Origin of the sequence: Mycobacterium sp. (assembly GCF_032162105.1) — a bacterium.
GTDB lineage: Bacteria > Actinomycetota > Actinomycetes > Mycobacteriales > Mycobacteriaceae > Mycobacterium.
The window spans coordinates 1-14,671 of record NZ_JAVRPS010000159.1; the positions used below are offsets into that span (position 1 = coordinate 1).

General features: G+C 65.1%; 13 protein-coding genes. 7 read left to right on the top strand and 6 right to left on the bottom strand.

Annotated elements, in window-relative coordinates; genetic code table 11:
- From QOC69_RS08065 to QOC69_RS08080, 4 genes are all read right to left on the bottom strand, one after another.
- Positions 1 to 696 (bottom strand): LVIVD repeat-containing protein (locus QOC69_RS08065; protein WP_526438149.1); only part of this gene is annotated, 696 nt, incomplete at its 3' end.
- Positions 693 to 1,787, bottom strand: a complete 1,095-nt coding sequence (locus QOC69_RS08070) for an ABC transporter substrate-binding protein (protein WP_526438151.1) — start codon at positions 1,785 to 1,787, stop codon at positions 693 to 695. The genes QOC69_RS08070 and QOC69_RS08065, both read right to left, overlap by 4 nt.
- 42 nt (positions 1,788 to 1,829) lie before the next feature.
- Positions 1,830 to 2,675 carry an ABC transporter permease gene (locus QOC69_RS08075; protein WP_526438153.1) on the bottom strand — a complete coding sequence of 282 codons (846 nt, stop codon included), beginning with the start codon at positions 2,673 to 2,675 and terminating at the stop codon, positions 1,830 to 1,832.
- Positions 2,672 to 3,541, bottom strand: a complete 870-nt coding sequence (locus QOC69_RS08080) for an ABC transporter ATP-binding protein (protein ID WP_526438155.1) — start codon at positions 3,539 to 3,541, stop codon at positions 2,672 to 2,674. Before QOC69_RS08080 ends, QOC69_RS08075 begins: the two co-directional genes overlap by 4 nt.
- A 181-nt stretch (positions 3,542 to 3,722) precedes the next feature.
- Here QOC69_RS08080 and QOC69_RS08085 point away from each other — a divergent pair, with 181 nt between their 5' ends.
- The 4 genes from QOC69_RS08085 (at position 3,723) to QOC69_RS08100 (ending at position 8,165) form a co-directional block, all read left to right on the top strand.
- A complete protein-coding gene (locus QOC69_RS08085) occupies positions 3,723 to 4,649 on the top strand; it encodes an ABC transporter substrate-binding protein (protein WP_526438157.1) in 927 nt (308 codons plus the stop codon).
- Positions 4,650 to 4,771: 122 nt separating this feature from the next.
- Positions 4,772 to 5,806: a LacI family DNA-binding transcriptional regulator gene (locus QOC69_RS08090; RefSeq protein ID WP_526438159.1), complete on the top strand. Its 1,035-nt coding sequence runs from the start codon at positions 4,772 to 4,774 to the stop codon at positions 5,804 to 5,806.
- A gap of 171 nt (positions 5,807 to 5,977) precedes the next feature.
- Positions 5,978 to 6,925, top strand: coding sequence for an NAD(P)-dependent oxidoreductase (locus QOC69_RS08095; protein WP_526438161.1), 948 nt, complete (start codon positions 5,978 to 5,980; stop codon positions 6,923 to 6,925).
- Complete coding sequence (locus QOC69_RS08100; protein ID WP_526438163.1) at positions 6,918 to 8,165, top strand: M24 family metallopeptidase; 1,248 nt, start codon at positions 6,918 to 6,920, stop codon at positions 8,163 to 8,165. The genes QOC69_RS08095 and QOC69_RS08100 overlap by 8 nt, the downstream gene beginning before the upstream one ends.
- 47 nt (positions 8,166 to 8,212) lie before the next feature.
- Here the strand turns inward: QOC69_RS08100 and QOC69_RS08105 are convergent, their stop codons facing one another.
- Positions 8,213 to 9,442, bottom strand: coding sequence for a 2-oxo acid dehydrogenase subunit E2 (locus QOC69_RS08105; protein ID WP_526438165.1), 1,230 nt, complete (start codon positions 9,440 to 9,442; stop codon positions 8,213 to 8,215).
- A complete protein-coding gene (locus tag QOC69_RS08110; protein ID WP_526438167.1) occupies positions 9,442 to 11,658 on the bottom strand; it encodes an alpha-ketoacid dehydrogenase subunit alpha/beta in 2,217 nt (738 codons plus the stop codon). The genes QOC69_RS08105 and QOC69_RS08110 overlap by 1 nt, the downstream gene beginning before the upstream one ends.
- Positions 11,659 to 11,815: 157 nt before the next feature.
- Between QOC69_RS08110 and QOC69_RS08115 the strand changes: the two genes are divergently transcribed.
- The 3 genes from QOC69_RS08115 to QOC69_RS08125 are packed head-to-tail and all read left to right on the top strand — an operon-like array spanning position 11,816 to position 14,451.
- Positions 11,816 to 12,340, top strand: a complete 525-nt coding sequence (locus QOC69_RS08115; protein WP_526438169.1) for a VOC family protein — start codon at positions 11,816 to 11,818, stop codon at positions 12,338 to 12,340.
- Between the two features lie 25 nt (positions 12,341 to 12,365).
- Positions 12,366 to 13,040 carry a GntR family transcriptional regulator gene (locus QOC69_RS08120; protein ID WP_526438171.1) on the top strand — a complete coding sequence of 225 codons (675 nt, stop codon included), beginning with the start codon at positions 12,366 to 12,368 and terminating at the stop codon, positions 13,038 to 13,040.
- A gap of 34 nt (positions 13,041 to 13,074) precedes the next feature.
- Complete coding sequence (locus QOC69_RS08125) at positions 13,075 to 14,451, top strand: NADP-dependent succinic semialdehyde dehydrogenase (protein ID WP_526438173.1); 1,377 nt, start codon at positions 13,075 to 13,077, stop codon at positions 14,449 to 14,451.
- Positions 14,452 to 14,671: the final 220 nt, after the last annotated feature.

Consider the following 14,671-nt stretch of genomic DNA (forward strand, 5'->3'; position numbering starts at 1 on the left):
TCCCCACTGCAGGCGTGACACTTCCCGGGGGGTCGTCGGATCGGACGTGTCGAGCACGACCAGATTTGCGTCGTCGTAACCCAGGTAGGTGTACTTGCCCTCGACCAGACCGTGGTGCGCCGCGACCCGATGACCGTCGGACCAGTCTTTGGTCTCGCCCCCTTCGCTCCACTGCCCGGGCCACCACCAGCGACTGGCGAGGACGGGCTTGTCGGGCTCGATCAGGTCGATCGTCATCCAGATGCGGTCGGTGAATCCGGCTGGCGCACCGGACATGTGGGCGTAGCGTCCACCTTCCCAGACGATGCGGTGCACGCCCTTGCCTCCGGACTCCCAGAACCCGATCTGCTTCGGCTCGAACGGATCGTCGACCCGGTAGACCGCGACACCGGCTGAGTGCGGGCCCAACGGCTTCTTGGGCCGGTACGGGAATCGCTCGTGGTTGATCAGCAGGAGCCCGTCTGCGACCTGCACCTTGTGGGTGTGGGTGTTGGCGGGCGCGTCCCACTGCGATACCAGTTGTGGACGGTCCGGGGCGGACACGTCGAGGATCGACGTGCCCGCCCCGCTGGTCCCGGCGTGTCCGACGTACAGTGCGTCGCCATGACGCATGACCTGCATGCCGTCGCCACGTCCGCCGAGGTCGTGCTGGCCGAGGAGCCGAAGGCCTTGGGCCGAGGCGGTTTCCGTCGTCACTTGGTCAAGTCGGCGGGGTTGGGCCGCAGGGGCAGACCAAGCGCCTTTTGCGCGCGCCATAGCGGGACCAGGTCGACGTAGTCGTGCCAATTGGTTCCCGGTGGGATCACCTTGAGATCCATCTGTTCGTTGACGAACTGATCCATGTCCTTGACGTCGAAGCCTCCGTCGCCGGTGTGGTAGTTGGCGTTCTGCTCATCGGCGTACGCATCGCGGTACGGCTGCGGGAGGTCGAAACCCTTGGAGGCCATCAGGTCAAGCACCGCGTCCTTGTTCTTCATGTCGTTGATGAACTGGCGTGCCTTCAGCGTCGCGGTCAGGAAGGCGGCTGCGGTCTCGGGGCTCTCGGTCAGGATCTTGTTGGCGGCCCAACCGTTCTGAGGTGCCCGTCCCAGCTCCTGGAACAGGAACTTGCCACCCGCCTTCTCGATCAGTGCCTTGTGTCGGAGCTGGAGGCTGGCGCCGTCGACCGTGCCTGCGATCAGGTTCTGCAGACGCTCGTTGGACTGACCTCCTGTGCTCACCAGTTGGACGTCCGTATCGGGGTTGAGACCGTTGTCCTTGAGAAGCTTTCGAATCAGGAAGTCGTTGCGACTGCCGAATTGTCCGCCGGTGATGGTCTTGCCCTTGAGGTCGGCGGCGGTGTTGATGCCTTCGTGCACGCCGAGGATGTTCGCCTCACCGCCGAGGTAGGGCGACAGGTACCGCACTCCGGACTTCGACTTGTTCGCCGCCGCGATGGTGGTGTCGGTGTCGTACAGCGCGAAGTCCACCGATCCTCCGATGAGCGCAGGCAGCGGGTCCTCGACGGTGATGATCTCGACGTTGTCGATTCCGACTTCCTTGAAGTAGCCCTTGTCCTGCGCTACCAGGATGTCCTCGTGGAAGAGGTAGTACGGGTTGTCCACGGCGACGGTGACCGACTTCTTCACCTTCGACGTGTCGATCTTGCCGTCGATCTCGTCTGCGTTGGTCGGAGTACTGGTCGCCTGACCGCCACCGCTACTCGCGCCCCCACCGCAAGCCGTGAGCACCATCGCGAACGTCAAACCCACGCCGAGCAATGCGAGCAATCGTTTGCTTTTCCTCATGCACTTCTCCTTGTTGTGAAGTCGGGGAAATCTTTTGGGTGTCTACGCACGCGAGAAGTCGCGCCAGGGTGCGGCCCGGCGTTCGATCCATCGCATTCCCTGCACCAGGCCCACCGAGAGGACCGCGAGGAGCACCAAGGTGGCGTACATCATCGGCGCATCGAACTGGTCGCCCGCTCGGTCGAGCAGGAATCCGAGCCCCTTCCCTCCGCCGCCGAGCAGCTCCCCGATGAGCATCCCGACCAGTCCACGGGCAATGCCTTGATTGATGCCACTCACGACGAACGGGAGCGTGAACGGCAAGATCACCTTGACGTACAGCTGCGCCCCGCTGGTACCGAAGACGCGACCGGCCCGCACCAGCGACGGATCGACGGTCTTCACCCCCTCCATGCAGTTGACCATGATCGGGAAGACCGCCGACAGCACGATGATCGTGAGCTGCATCGAATTGCCAAAGCCCAGAACGAGAATCAGAAGGGGGATGAGCGCGACGCGCGGCAGCGCCGTCATCGCCCACACGTAGGGGGACAGGATCAGGTCGACGATCCGCACGCCGCCCATCAACAGCCCGAGCGGGATGCCGATCGCGGCGCTGATCAACATGCCGATCGTGAAGTTCTGCACGCTGTGGAGCAGTTCCGGACCGATGATGCCGTCGACGAAACCGTGGTACAGCGCCGAGAACATGTCCGTGGCCTTGGGGAAGAACAACGGGTTGATGACTTCCGACAGTGCGACCAGCTGCCAGATCACGAAGAACAGCGTCAGGTTTATCACCGTGATGAAGAAGCTCCGGAACGGCGCCCATCTGCTGCGCGTGATGGCCTCGGTGACCGAGTTCGAGTCGGCTCCTGGCCTCGTTGTCGGCAGTGTGCTCGAGCTCATCGGTCCCCTCCGACCTTCGCGCCCAGTGCCTCGGCCTGGAGCTGGTTCCAAATGTGTTCGCGCAATTGGCCGAAGCGTTCACTTCGCCGCACGCCCTCGTCGAAGCGGGGTCTTGGCAGATCGACGTCGAGGATCTCCTTGACCCGGCCCGGCCGGTTCGACACGATGACCACCCGATCGGCGAGCGTCAGCGCCTCGTCGATCGAGTGGGTGATGAAGAAGACGGTCTGGCCCGTGTGAGCGATGATCTTCTCGAACTCCGCCTGCATCGCCTCGCGCGTCATGGCGTCGACGGCACCGAACGGTTCGTCCATCAAGAGGATCTCCGGCTCCGATACCAACGCTCTTGCGATCCCGACCCGTTGACGCATTCCGCCAGAGAGCTCGTACGGATAGGACTTCTCGAATCCGGTCAGGCCGACGAGTTCGAGGGCATGCGCGATGCGCTCCGCCGATACCTCCTTTGAGGGGCGGGGGTGCCGGTTCTCCAGCGCGAACATGACGTTCTTGTACACCGTGCGCCATGGCAGCACCGCATAGTCCTGGAACACCATGGCCCGGTCGGCGCCTGGTCCGTGAACGGGCTCCCCATGGACCCGGATCGTGCCCTCGAGGGGTTTCATGAATCCCGCGATCATGTTGATCAGCGTGGTCTTGCCGCAGCCGGAGGGGCCGACGATGGCGAGGAATTCGCCGCGTTGCACGTCCAAGTTCACGTCCCGAAGGGCGATGAGCCGTGTCTTCTGCCGCTTGTTCTCGTATCCGGCACTGACGCCGCGAATCTCGATCAGTGGTGCCCGGGTCGTCGGTGCGTCGTCGGCGCTCGGTCGCGGGCGTTGGGTCACCGAGGGAACGGCCTGACTCATGAAAATCGCAACCTCTATCTCTGCACTCGCGTTGTTACTGCAATCGTTTGCTCCATCCTGCGATGTGACGTGGGTCATGTCAATGGGCACTCGAAGGCGGGGAGGGCGGCTGCGACAAACCGGCAGGTAGGCAACCAACTAGTCGATCTACAAACGATTGCAGCTATGGCACCATGTGGTGATGACACGAGCCCAGCTACGCATCGGAACGTTCACACCGTCGCTGTTGATCGACGTCGCCCGCTCTACCGGACGATTGGACCGCGCCGGGCTCGACGTCACCGAGACCCCCGTGCCCTCGTCGCCCGCTCAGTTCCGCTCGCTCGAAGCCGGCGAGTTCGACGTGGTGATGACCAGCCCGGACAACGTTCTCGCCTATCGGTTTCTCAGCGACAATCCACTCCAGCGCAACCTGCCGGTGGAGATCCTCGCAGCCGTTGATCGGGGGCTCGGGCTGTCGCTGTGTCTCGCGCCTTCGGTGACGGACGTCGCGGACGTCCGAGGTCGTGTCGTCGGGGTCGACGTGCCGGGGTCGGGGTTCGCGTTCGTCGCGTTCGCACTCCTGGAGCGCGCCGGCCTCGGCCAGGACGATTACACGGTCGAGTCCCTGGGATCGACCCCTCGGCGTGCTGCGGCGCTGGCGGAGGAGACGTGCGCGGCCACGGTCCTCAATGCGGGCAACGAGCTGCTGGCGATCGCAGCCGGGTGCCGGGTCGTGAGTACGGTCGCCGACCTCGGTCCCTATCTCGGTACCGTCATGGCCGCGATGTCGAACGACGACCCCGAAATCACTGGTCCGCGAGAACGTCTCGCAGAGGTGGTGATCGATACCGCGGGTGACGTCGTCACCGGCCGTCTGCGAGGAGAGGTGCTCGAGGCGGCAGGGCGATTGCTCGGGTTGGCCGAGCCGCAAGCCCAGGCACACCTTGGCTGCCTGCTCGATCCCACTCACGGCCTGATCACCGATGGACGAGTCGACGAATCCTCGATCAATACCCTGATCAACCTGAGACGTCAGCACAGCCCGAGCCCGGATCTCGACGTGGTGGCGTCCACTTGGCGGACGTTGCTGGCGACAGCCGGCCTTGGCACGGGCCGACGCACGTGAGCCGCCACGCGCGCCCATCGTTCGCCTGCGACTGGTCTGGGTAGTTTGCACGTGCGCGGGGGTCACGCCATCATTGACGGGACGATGCATCCGATTGCAGTCGAGGAGGGAAGTGGGGGTCTGTGCACAGGGCCACGCTGCGTGAGGTTGCGGTCATGGCCGGCGTCCATCCGGCCACCGCTTCGCGCGCCTTGAACCAGCAAACCGAGAGTTTGGTCAACGCCGAAACTGCGGCCCGAATCAAGAAGGTCGCTGCCGAGATGGGCTACTCGCCCAATCCGATCGCCCGCAGCCTCAAGACATCTCGGTCGGCCAGCATCGGGCTGGTGATCCCCGACCTGACCAACCCGCTGTTCCCGCCCATCGTGCGGGGGGTCGAGGACGTGCTCCGCACCATCGGCTACAACGCGTGGATCGTCAACACCGACAACCGACCCGACGTGGAGAAGACGGCGGTCGAGTCGTTCCGTCAGCGCAACGTCGAGGGCTTCGTGTTCGCGACCGCGCACTTGAAGCACCCGCTGCTCGAGGAACTCGCTGCGGCATCGACGCCGATGGTGCTGGTCAACCGTCGCACGAACGGCGCCGACATCCCATCGGTCACCTCCGACGACGCGGCAGGTGTCGCGATGGCGATGCAGCACCTGGTCGATCTGGGCCACACCAAGATCGTGCATCTCGCCGGGCCGCAGGACCTGTCGACCGGCGTGACCCGGCGTCGCGCGTTCCTGTCCAGCCTGGAGGAACTCCAACTCCCGGCCGAGAGCACGCGCACGATCACCTGCGACGAATGGTCGGAGCAGGCAGGCGCTAAGGCAATGCGGACTCTGTTGGACTCCGGTCCTGAGTTCACCGCGGTCCTGGCCGGTAACGACCTGCTTGCCCTCGGTGTCTACGACGCCCTGTCCGAACGCGGCCTGCGCTGCCCGGACGACATCAGCGTGGTCGGGTTCAACGACATGCCGTTCATGGACAAGGTGTCACCGCCCATGACGACCGTGCGCATCCCGCACTACGAGATCGGCGCCGAAGCGGCCCGATTGCTGCTGGAAGTGCTCAATGACCCTGACCGCCATCCGCGTTCGCTGCTCTTGCCACTGACGATGGTCATCCGGTCCTCGACCGGTCCGGTCCCGGCACCTCGCCCGCGCGGCTGAGGGGTTTCAGGGCTCTGCCCCGACAGGTGCGAGCGGCTGCAACCGTTCGCTAATTGCGGCTCGCCTGTGCGTATTGCGGCCGTGTGATGAATACGGCGCATGCTGCGGTGTTGACTTGAGCCAGACCGCACGGCAGGATTGCAACCGATTGCAGTCGAGGCGGGAGATCAAATGGAACACGACGAAAAGACCATGAACGTTGGCTGGATCGGCGCCGGACGGATGGGCTACGCGCTCATCGAACGTCTGTTGGACGCCGGGCACGACGTGTCGGTCTACAACCGCACGAGGTCCAAGGCGGAGCCTCTGGCCGCACGGGGCGCCAAGCTGGTCGACACCCCGGCGCAGCTCGCCGATCGCGACGTCGTCTTCATCATGGTCGCCGCCTCCGACGATCTCGAGCACGTGATCGTCGGAGAGGACGGGCTTCTCACCGCCGACGCCTCGCCCCAGATCATCATCGACTGCTCGACCGTCTCGGCAGCCATCTCGGAGAAGATCCGCGGCCTGGCCGCCGCCAAGGCGACCACATTCCTGGCCGCTCCGGTCAGCGGCAACCCGAAGGTCGTCAGGTCGGGCAAGCTCACGCTTGCGGTCTCGGGTCCGCGTGAGGCCTACGAGAGCACCGAACACCTCCTGCGCCCCCTCGGTCGGGGCGTCACCTACGTCGGTGAAGGCGAAGTCGCCCGTCTCGTCAAGATCTGCCACAACGTCTTTCTCGGCGTGGTCGCGCAGTCCCTCGCCGAGATCACCGTGCTCGCCGAGCAGGGCGGCACCAGCAGGCAGGCGTTCCTGGAATTCCTGAACAACTCAGTCATGGGATCGGTCTTCACCCGGTACAAGTCGCCTGCGTTGGTGAACCTCGACTTCGCGCCTACGTTCACTAACGTCTTGCTGCGCAAGGACTTCGACCTCGGCCTGGAAGCCGCCCGCCAGTACGGCGTGCCGATGCCCGTCGCCGCAGTGACCGCCGAGATGGTGTCATCGGCGGTTGGTGCTGGCTACACCAGCGAGGACTTCGCGACCTTGCTGCTCGAACAGGCCCGGCGCTCGGGAGTCGAGTTGGTCTCCGAAGAGGCCGACGTCGACGACGGTCTGGGGATACCCGCGGATGAGTGAGTCGCGCCCCCTTCCGGCTCCCGGCCACATGGGCGTCGACTACGAAGAGCGCGTCGACTTCGCCAGGCTCCGTGACTACCGGCTCCGTCGCGCGAAGGCGGCGCTGGAGGCCAGTGAGTGCGGTGCGTTCCTGCTGTTCGACTTCTACAACATCCGCTACACGACCCAGACCTGGATCGGCGGCGCGCTCGGCGACAAGATGACGCGGTACGCGTTGCTCACGCGCACGGCCGACGATCCGTGGTTGTGGGACTTCGGCTCGGCGGTGCGCCACCACAAGCTCTACTCGAACTGGCTGCCCGACGAGAACTGCCGCCCCGGAATGCTCGGGATGCGGGGCGCCGTCGCGCCGTCGGCGGGCCTGATGGTGTCGGCCATCCGCGAGATCAAGGGAATGCTCGACGACGCCGGCCTGAGCGACGCCCCGGTCGGCGTCGACATCGTCGAGCCCGCGTTCCTGTTCGAGATGCAGCGGCAAGGGTTGAAGGTCGTCGACTGCCAGCAGCGCATGCTCGACGCGCGGGAGATCAAGTCAGCTGACGAGATCATGCTGCTCACCCAGGCGGCCGCGATGGTCGACGGGGTCTATCAGGACGTCTTCGAGGCCCTCAAGCCAGGCATCCGGGAGAACGAAATCGTCGCGCTGGTGAATCAGCGGCTCTACGCGATGGGCTCGGATCAGGTGGAGGCCGTCAACGCGATCAGTGGGGAGCGGTGCAACCCCCATCCGCACAACTTCACCGACCGGCTCATTCGACCGGGGGATCAAGCCTTCTTCGACATCATCCACAGCTTCAACGGCTATCGCACGTGTTACTACCGCACGTTCAACGTCGGCAGCGCGACGGCCAGCCAGCACGACGCGTACACCAAGGCCCGCGAGTGGATGGACGCCTCGATCGACATGGTCAGGCCCGGCGTCGGCACCGACGAGGTGGCAGCCGTGTGGCCGAAGGCGACCGAGTTCGGCTTCGACAACGAACTCGCCGCCTTCGGACTGCAATTCGGGCACGGCCTCGGACTCGGCCTGCACGAGCGCCCGATCATCTCGCGGCTGAACTCGATGACCGAACCGATCGAGCTCAAGGAAGGCATGGTCTTCGCCCTCGAGACGTACTGCCCGGCCTCGGACGGCCATTCGGCCGCGCGCATCGAGGAAGAAGTGGTCGTCACCGCCGATGGGCCGCGGATCCTGACGCTGTTCCCAGCGCAGGAACTCGTCATCGCCAACAAGTACTGAGCTCAGCGCTTCCCGCCGCTGACGGCGGCGGGAAGCGTTCTGCGCGTTCAGATCAGTATGGTCAACGGGTTCTCGACCCGCCGGACGAAGGCTGCCATCCACGCGGCGGCCACCGCACCGTCGATGACCCGGTGATCGGCCGACAGGGTGACCGTCATGACCGTGCCGACCTTCAGTTCACCGTCGACGACGACGGGCCGCTGGATGGCGCCGCCGACGGCGAGAATGCCGGACTGCGGCGGGTTGAGGATCGCGGAAAACTCTGCGACGCCGTACATCCCGAGATTGGACACCGAGAAGCTGCCGCCCTCGAGTTCGGGCTGTTTGATCCGCCCGTCCCTGGCGCGCCGAGCGAGATCGGCGGTCCGGGCGGCTATCGCCGACAGTGGTGTCGTGTGCACGCTGCGCAACACCGGCGTCAGCAGCCCGCCGTCCACGGCCACGGCCACCGCGATGTCGGCGCCGTCGTAGCGACGGATCGAGTCGCCGTTCCAGATCGCGTTGGCGTCGGGTACCTCGATCAGGGCCCCGGCCACCGCCTTGAGGATGAAGTCGTTGAGCGACACCTTGACGGTGGCGGCCGCGTTGACGCTGCGCCGCAACTCGAGCAGGTCGTCGACCCGGCAATCCGCGGTGAGATAGAAGTGCGGCACCGTCGTCTTGCTCTCGGTGAGCCTGCGCGCGATGGCCTTGCGCATCGGGGTGAGCGGAATGTCCGTGAAACCCGTTGCCGGTTCGCTTGATTCCACGGCGGCAGCGGGGGCCCGCACCGGTTGCGGTGCTGCGGCGGGTTCGGCGACGGGCAGCCGGTCCAGATCACGCCGCACGATGCGCCCTCCGGGGCCGGTTCCCGTCACGCTCTCGAGCTCGATTCCCCGTTCGCGCGCAAGCTTTCGCACCAACGGGGTGGCGAACAGTCGCCGGCCGTTGGCCGCGGCGCCGGCGTCGGCAACGCCCACGGCGACGAGTTCTCGCTCCGGTGTGGGCGACACGGCGACACCGTTGCGCACGGCGGCATCGACGTCTGCATCGGTCTCGCCTGGCGCCAACACCACGGCGATCGGCTCGCCCACCGCAATCGTCGAGCCCGCTTCGGCGATCAGCCTGCCCACGATCCCATCCACTTCCGAGACGTATTCCACGACCGCCTTCTCGGTTTCGATCTCGGCGAGCGGGTCACCAACGGCGATCTCCTGCCCCTCCGAGACGAGCCATGTCTGGATGACGGCCTCGCCGGTATTGGCCAGTACCTCCGGCATCCGCACGACGGTGGCCATCAGCGCACACCCCCCGTCGCGTCGCTCGCCCTGAGCACACCCATTGCTGCACGGACCTTCTCCAGACCCGCGACGACTTCCTCGGTCCTGGCGATGGCGGCGCGTTCGAGCACCCTCGAGATGCTCGGTGACGCCTCCGTACCGGACACCCGTTCGACGGGCTGGTCCAGCCAGTCGAAGAGCCTGCGCTGGATCTCGTCGGCCAGCCAGCCGCCGTAGGAACTGCCGCGCGCGCCCTGTTCGACGATCAAGACCGCGTTGGTCTTTCGGACGCTGGCGGTGATGGTGTCCCAATCGATCGATGCGCGGTCCAGCCAGCGAAGATCGATCAGTTCGGCGTCGACGTCGGTCTGCTCGATCGCCTCGAGGCAGTGGTTCACCATGGACAGATAGCTGATCACGGTGACCTCGGAACCTGCCCGCCGGATTGCGGCGCGGCCCGGCGGGATGATGTAGTCGAGATCCCCATCTGGGACCTTGTCGGCGATTCCGTAGAGGTCGATGTGCTCGATGACGAGCACCGGATCCTGAAGGGCCAGAGCGGCGTTCATCAGCCCGACGTAGTCGGCGGCGGTCGATGGTGCGACGATCCGCCAACCGGGGCTGGTCGCGAAGATGCCCGCGGGGTCCATCAGGTGCTGAGACCCGTATCCCGCCCCCATCGCGACCTTGGTGCGCAGCACGAACGGCACGGGGTTGTCGCCACCGAACATGTGTCGCGCCTTGCCGATCTGATTGAACACCTGATCTGCGGCCACCCACATGAAGTCGGGGTACATGAACTCGACAACCGGCCGGAATCGGCCGTCGAGTGCCATGCCACCGCCGATGCCGCTGAACGCGTTCTCGCTGATCGGGGTCCCCACCAACCGGTCATCGCCGTATTTCGCGAGACCCTTCGTGGCACCGTTGGTGCCGCCGTTCAGATGGTGTACATCCTCACCGAACACCACGATGCGGTCGTCACGGGCCATCCTGCGGTCCATTACGCCGGCCACTGCTTCGACGAATTTTACTGAGCGCCAGGGGCCTTCATATTCCGTCGGTTCCAGGGGAGTGAGAGCTGCGAGCTCGCTTGCGTCACCCCGCATCCCGACGTCGACGAAGCCGGGATCGGGCCACAGTTGCGGCCGGATACGACGCTTGCCTGCATCGTCGGGGTCGTCCTCGACCAACTCGGCCGTAGCGGCCGTCATCGCATCCTGTGCCTGCCGACGCACCGACGCTATCCCCGCCTCGTCGATCAAGCCGAGCGCGATCATCTCGCGCGCGACCCTGTCGAGCGGGTCACGAGAGCGCCAATGCGCCTCTTCCTCCTTGTCGCGGTATCCGAACGCACTGCCGGGGTAGGGCCCGTTCTGGTGGAAGAACCGGTATACCTCGACCTCGATCACCGCGGGTCCCTCGCCGCTGCGCATCCGTTCGGCCGCCTGCTCGGTGGCCAGGTGCACTGCCAACGGGTCCATGCCGTCGACGCGCCAACAAGGAATGCCGAACCCCTGGCCGCGCACCGACAACCGAGGATCGGCGGTGATCTCCTCGACCCGGGTGGACACGGCGTACAGATTGTTCTCGATGAAGAAGCAGAACGGCAGCTTCCATGCTGCGGCGAGGTTCATCGTCTCGAGCACGGAACCGATCTGACTGGCTCCGTCACCGAAGTAACTGATGGTGAGATCGGTTGTACCACTGTGTTTTTGGGCCCAGGCATTGCCCGCGCCCATCGGTACGCCACCACCGACGATCGCGTTGGTGCCAAGGGCGCCTGCTTCGAACCATTGCAGGTGCATGGATCCGCCGCGGCCATGACAGTAGCCCTGGGCCAGCCCGAGGATCTCGGCCAAGGTCTGTTGCAGCACCCGCTGAATCTTGGGGCTCACCGCCGCAGCGGGATCGATCGCACCGCCCGTGACATGCGTGAGCGCCTTGGCGAGGAACTGATGGTGACCACGGTGCGATCCGTTGACGGCATCAGTTGAGCGAAGACCGACAATCGAACCGACCGCCCCACCTTCCTGCCCGATGCTCGAGTGCGCTGGGCCGTGCACCAGCCCTTCACCTGCCAACTCCAGCACGGTTTCCTCGAAGGCGCGAATGAGGTGCAGTTCGGCGAGCATGGTGCCGAGAAGCTGTGGCGAAGCTGCTTTCCAGTCGTCGTCGGTGGTCGACAGTTCGATCCAGGCAGAACCGGTCTCGAGGCGTTGTTCGCGTGGCATGTCTCCTACTTCCGTTGACCGCGAGTGACCCGGCGGCACTGGCAACGGTCTGAGCCAACCTACGCCGATTGGATCCACTTTGGCTAGGAATCAACACAGATCATGGAAATATGGACTAGTGTGAGCAGTATTGGATACATTACGCGCGGGAGGTTGTATGGCGCTGCCAGGTCTGGTCGGTACTGATCACATCGGCTTCACCGTTCCCGACCTCGAAGAAGCCCACGACTTCTTCGTGCGGGTTCTGGGTTGCACGCACGTCTACACGCTCGGGCCGTTCGAGCACGAGGATGACTGGATGCGTGATCATCTCAACGTCCACCCGCGCACCGTGATGCGACGGCTGCACTTCTACCGGTGCGGCACGGGAGCCAATTTCGAGGTGTTCGAGTACGAGCCGGCGGACGCCGCGGCACCCGTTCCGCGCAACAGCGATATCGGCGGCCACCACCTGGCGCTCTACGTCCACGATCTCGACGCTGCTGTCGAATACCTTCGCGCCGAAGGCGTTCGGGTACTTGGCGAGCCGACGGCCAGCAGCAATGCCAGCGCAGGCCAGCGATGGGTGTACTTTCTCAGTCCCTGGGGCATGCAGTTCGAGCTGGTGAGCTTCCCTGGCGGGAAAGAATACGAGAAGGACGCCGAAGTGTTGTTGTGGAACCCGAACACCCCGGCGCAGTGAAGCCCTAACACCGATCGGAGGCAGGATGGCGCAACCCCAGGTGCGTGACGGTGTCACCGGAGCACGGGTCGCTGACGAACTGCGCGCGGCGATCCTGCACGGCGCCTATCCGCCCGGCACCCGGCTGCGCCAGGAGGAACTCGCCGCACAGTACGGGGCCAGCCGCGTGCCGATCCGCGAGGCGCTGCGAACCCTGGAGTCCGAGGGCCTCGTCACGACGGTGGCCAACGCCGGCGCGTGGATCGCCAGCCTGAGTGCCGACGAGTGCGCCGAGCTGTACCAAGTCCGCGAGCGGATCGAGCCGCTTCTATTGCGCTACAGCCTGCCCCATCTCACGCCTGCCGACGTCGATCGCCTTGGCGAGCTGGCCGAGGAGATGAGCAACACCCGCGATACTGAGCACTTCCTTGCGTTGGACCGGGAGTTCCATCTCGGCAGCTATCGTGCGGCGGAGACGACGTTTCTGCGCCCAACCGTCGAACGGCTGTGGAACGCCACCCAGCACTACCGCCGCGCCTTCACCCGGTTACTCGACGATGACAGCAACCGAATCGTGCACGACGAACACCACATGCTGGTGGCGGCGATCCGTGAGAACGATCCCGACGAGGCCGAGCGCGTGCTGTTCGGGCACATCCGCCGCACCCGGTTACAGCTCACGCGCCACCCCGAAGTCTTTTCCAGCCATCCACCCCGCTGATCGCATCCAATCCGCTGAAGAAGGAACCGCACATATGGCAATCGCAACCATCAACCCGGCCACGGGGGAGACCGTCGAAACATTCGAACCCCACGATGACGCCGAGGTGGCGCGCCGTATCGCAGAGGCTGCCGGGGCCGCTAATGCGTTGCGTGACACTACATTCAACCAACGCGCCGAGTGGATGAACGCCACCGCGGACATCCTGGAGGCCGATGTCGAGCACGCCGCCAGGATGCTCACCCTCGAGATGGGCAAGCCCATCGGCCAGGCCCGCGCCGAGGTGCTCAAGTGTGCCAAGAACATGCGGTTCTATGCCGAGCACGCGGAGTCCTTCCTTGCCGACGAGCCACTGGCAGATCCCTCGACCGTTTCGGCCTCGCAGGCTTGGACGGTTTGGCAGCCTCTCGGCGTCGTGCTGGCGGTGATGCCGTGGAATTACCCACTGTGGCAGGTCATCCGGTTCGCCGCGCCGGCGCTGATGGCAGGCAACTCCGGTCTGCTCAAGCACGCTTCGAATGTGCCGCAATCCGCGCTGTACCTCGACGAGCTGTTCGAGAAGGGCGGCTTCCCGACCGGGTCGTTCCGCACGCTGTTGATCGGCTCGGCCGGCGTCGAGGCGGTCATCTCCGATGACCGCGTCAAGGCGGTCACCTTGACCGGCTCGGAACCGGCAGGGCGCTCCGTCGCGTCGACGGCGGGCGGTCAGATCAAGAAGGCGGTGCTCGAACTGGGCGGCTCCGATCCCTTCATCGTGATGCCCAGCGCGGACCTCGATGAAGCTTCTACAGTCGCGGTCAAGGCCAGGATCTCCAACAATGGCCAATCCTGCATCGCAGGAAAGCGTTTCATCGTGCACACCGACATCTACGAAGAGTTCGCCCGCCTTTTCGTCGCCAAGATGAACGCCCTCGTGGTCGGCGACCCGATGGACGAAGCCACCGACGTCGGGCCGCTGGCCACCGCGTCCGGGCGCGACGACCTGGCCGAACTAGTCGATGATGCGGTGGCCAAGGGTGCTCAGGTGCTGACCGGTGGCGGTGCTCCCGATGGCGCTGGCTGGTTCTACTCGCCCACTGTGCTCGCGGGTCTCACCGACGAGATGCGAGTGGTGATGGAGGAGACGTTCGGGCCGGTCGCCTCCCTCTACAGGGTCGCCGATCGCGACGAGGCGGCACGGGTGGCCAACCAGACCACCTTCGGGCTGAGCTCGGCGGTGTGGAGCAACGAAGCGGCAGAACAGGACTGGTTCATCGGTCATCTGGACGCCGGCGCGGTGTTCCTCAACGGTATGACGGTTTCGTACCCGGAGTTGCCGTTCGGCGGGGTCAAGGACTCCGGTTACGGCCGCGAGCTGGCCGCCGCGGGGATCCGCGAGTTCTGCAACCTCAAGACGGTGTGGAAGGCCTAACTCTCTGCGATTTGGGTGCGCAAACGTTCGCTGGGCGGGCTGTCTCGAAATGGATTGTCCCTGATTTGGTGGGATTGGATCTGATGCCGGTGTCCGTCGTTGATCAGGCGGGTAGTGGTGTTGCGGCGAGGTGGGTGAGGATCTTGGCGATGTTGTGCACGGTGGCGTGGAAGGTCCATTCGCTGCGGGCGCGGGCCAAGCCGCGGCCGGTGAACCGTCG

What these genes read in the sequence shown, in the direction of transcription:
- QOC69_RS08070 (WP_526438151.1), bottom strand. Translation starts at nt 1,787, where the DNA reads ATGAGGAAAAGCAAACGATTGCTCGCATTGCTCGGCGTGGGTTTGACG.
- QOC69_RS08075 (WP_526438153.1), bottom strand. Translation starts at nt 2,675, where the DNA reads ATGAGCTCGAGCACACTGCCGACAACGAGGCCAGGAGCCGACTCGAAC.
- QOC69_RS08080 (WP_526438155.1), bottom strand. Translation starts at nt 3,541, where the DNA reads ATGAGTCAGGCCGTTCCCTCGGTGACCCAACGCCCGCGACCGAGCGCC.
- QOC69_RS08085 (WP_526438157.1), top strand. Translation starts at nt 3,723, where the DNA reads ATGACACGAGCCCAGCTACGCATCGGAACGTTCACACCGTCGCTGTTG.
- QOC69_RS08095 (WP_526438161.1), top strand. Translation starts at nt 5,978, where the DNA reads ATGGAACACGACGAAAAGACCATGAACGTTGGCTGGATCGGCGCCGGA.
- QOC69_RS08100 (WP_526438163.1), top strand. Translation starts at nt 6,918, where the DNA reads ATGAGTGAGTCGCGCCCCCTTCCGGCTCCCGGCCACATGGGCGTCGAC.
- QOC69_RS08105 (WP_526438165.1), bottom strand. Translation starts at nt 9,442, where the DNA reads ATGGCCACCGTCGTGCGGATGCCGGAGGTACTGGCCAATACCGGCGAG.
- QOC69_RS08110 (WP_526438167.1), bottom strand. Translation starts at nt 11,658, where the DNA reads ATGCCACGCGAACAACGCCTCGAGACCGGTTCTGCCTGGATCGAACTG.
- QOC69_RS08115 (WP_526438169.1), top strand. Translation starts at nt 11,816, where the DNA reads ATGGCGCTGCCAGGTCTGGTCGGTACTGATCACATCGGCTTCACCGTT.
- QOC69_RS08120 (WP_526438171.1), top strand. Translation starts at nt 12,366, where the DNA reads ATGGCGCAACCCCAGGTGCGTGACGGTGTCACCGGAGCACGGGTCGCT.
- QOC69_RS08125 (WP_526438173.1), top strand. Translation starts at nt 13,075, where the DNA reads ATGGCAATCGCAACCATCAACCCGGCCACGGGGGAGACCGTCGAAACA.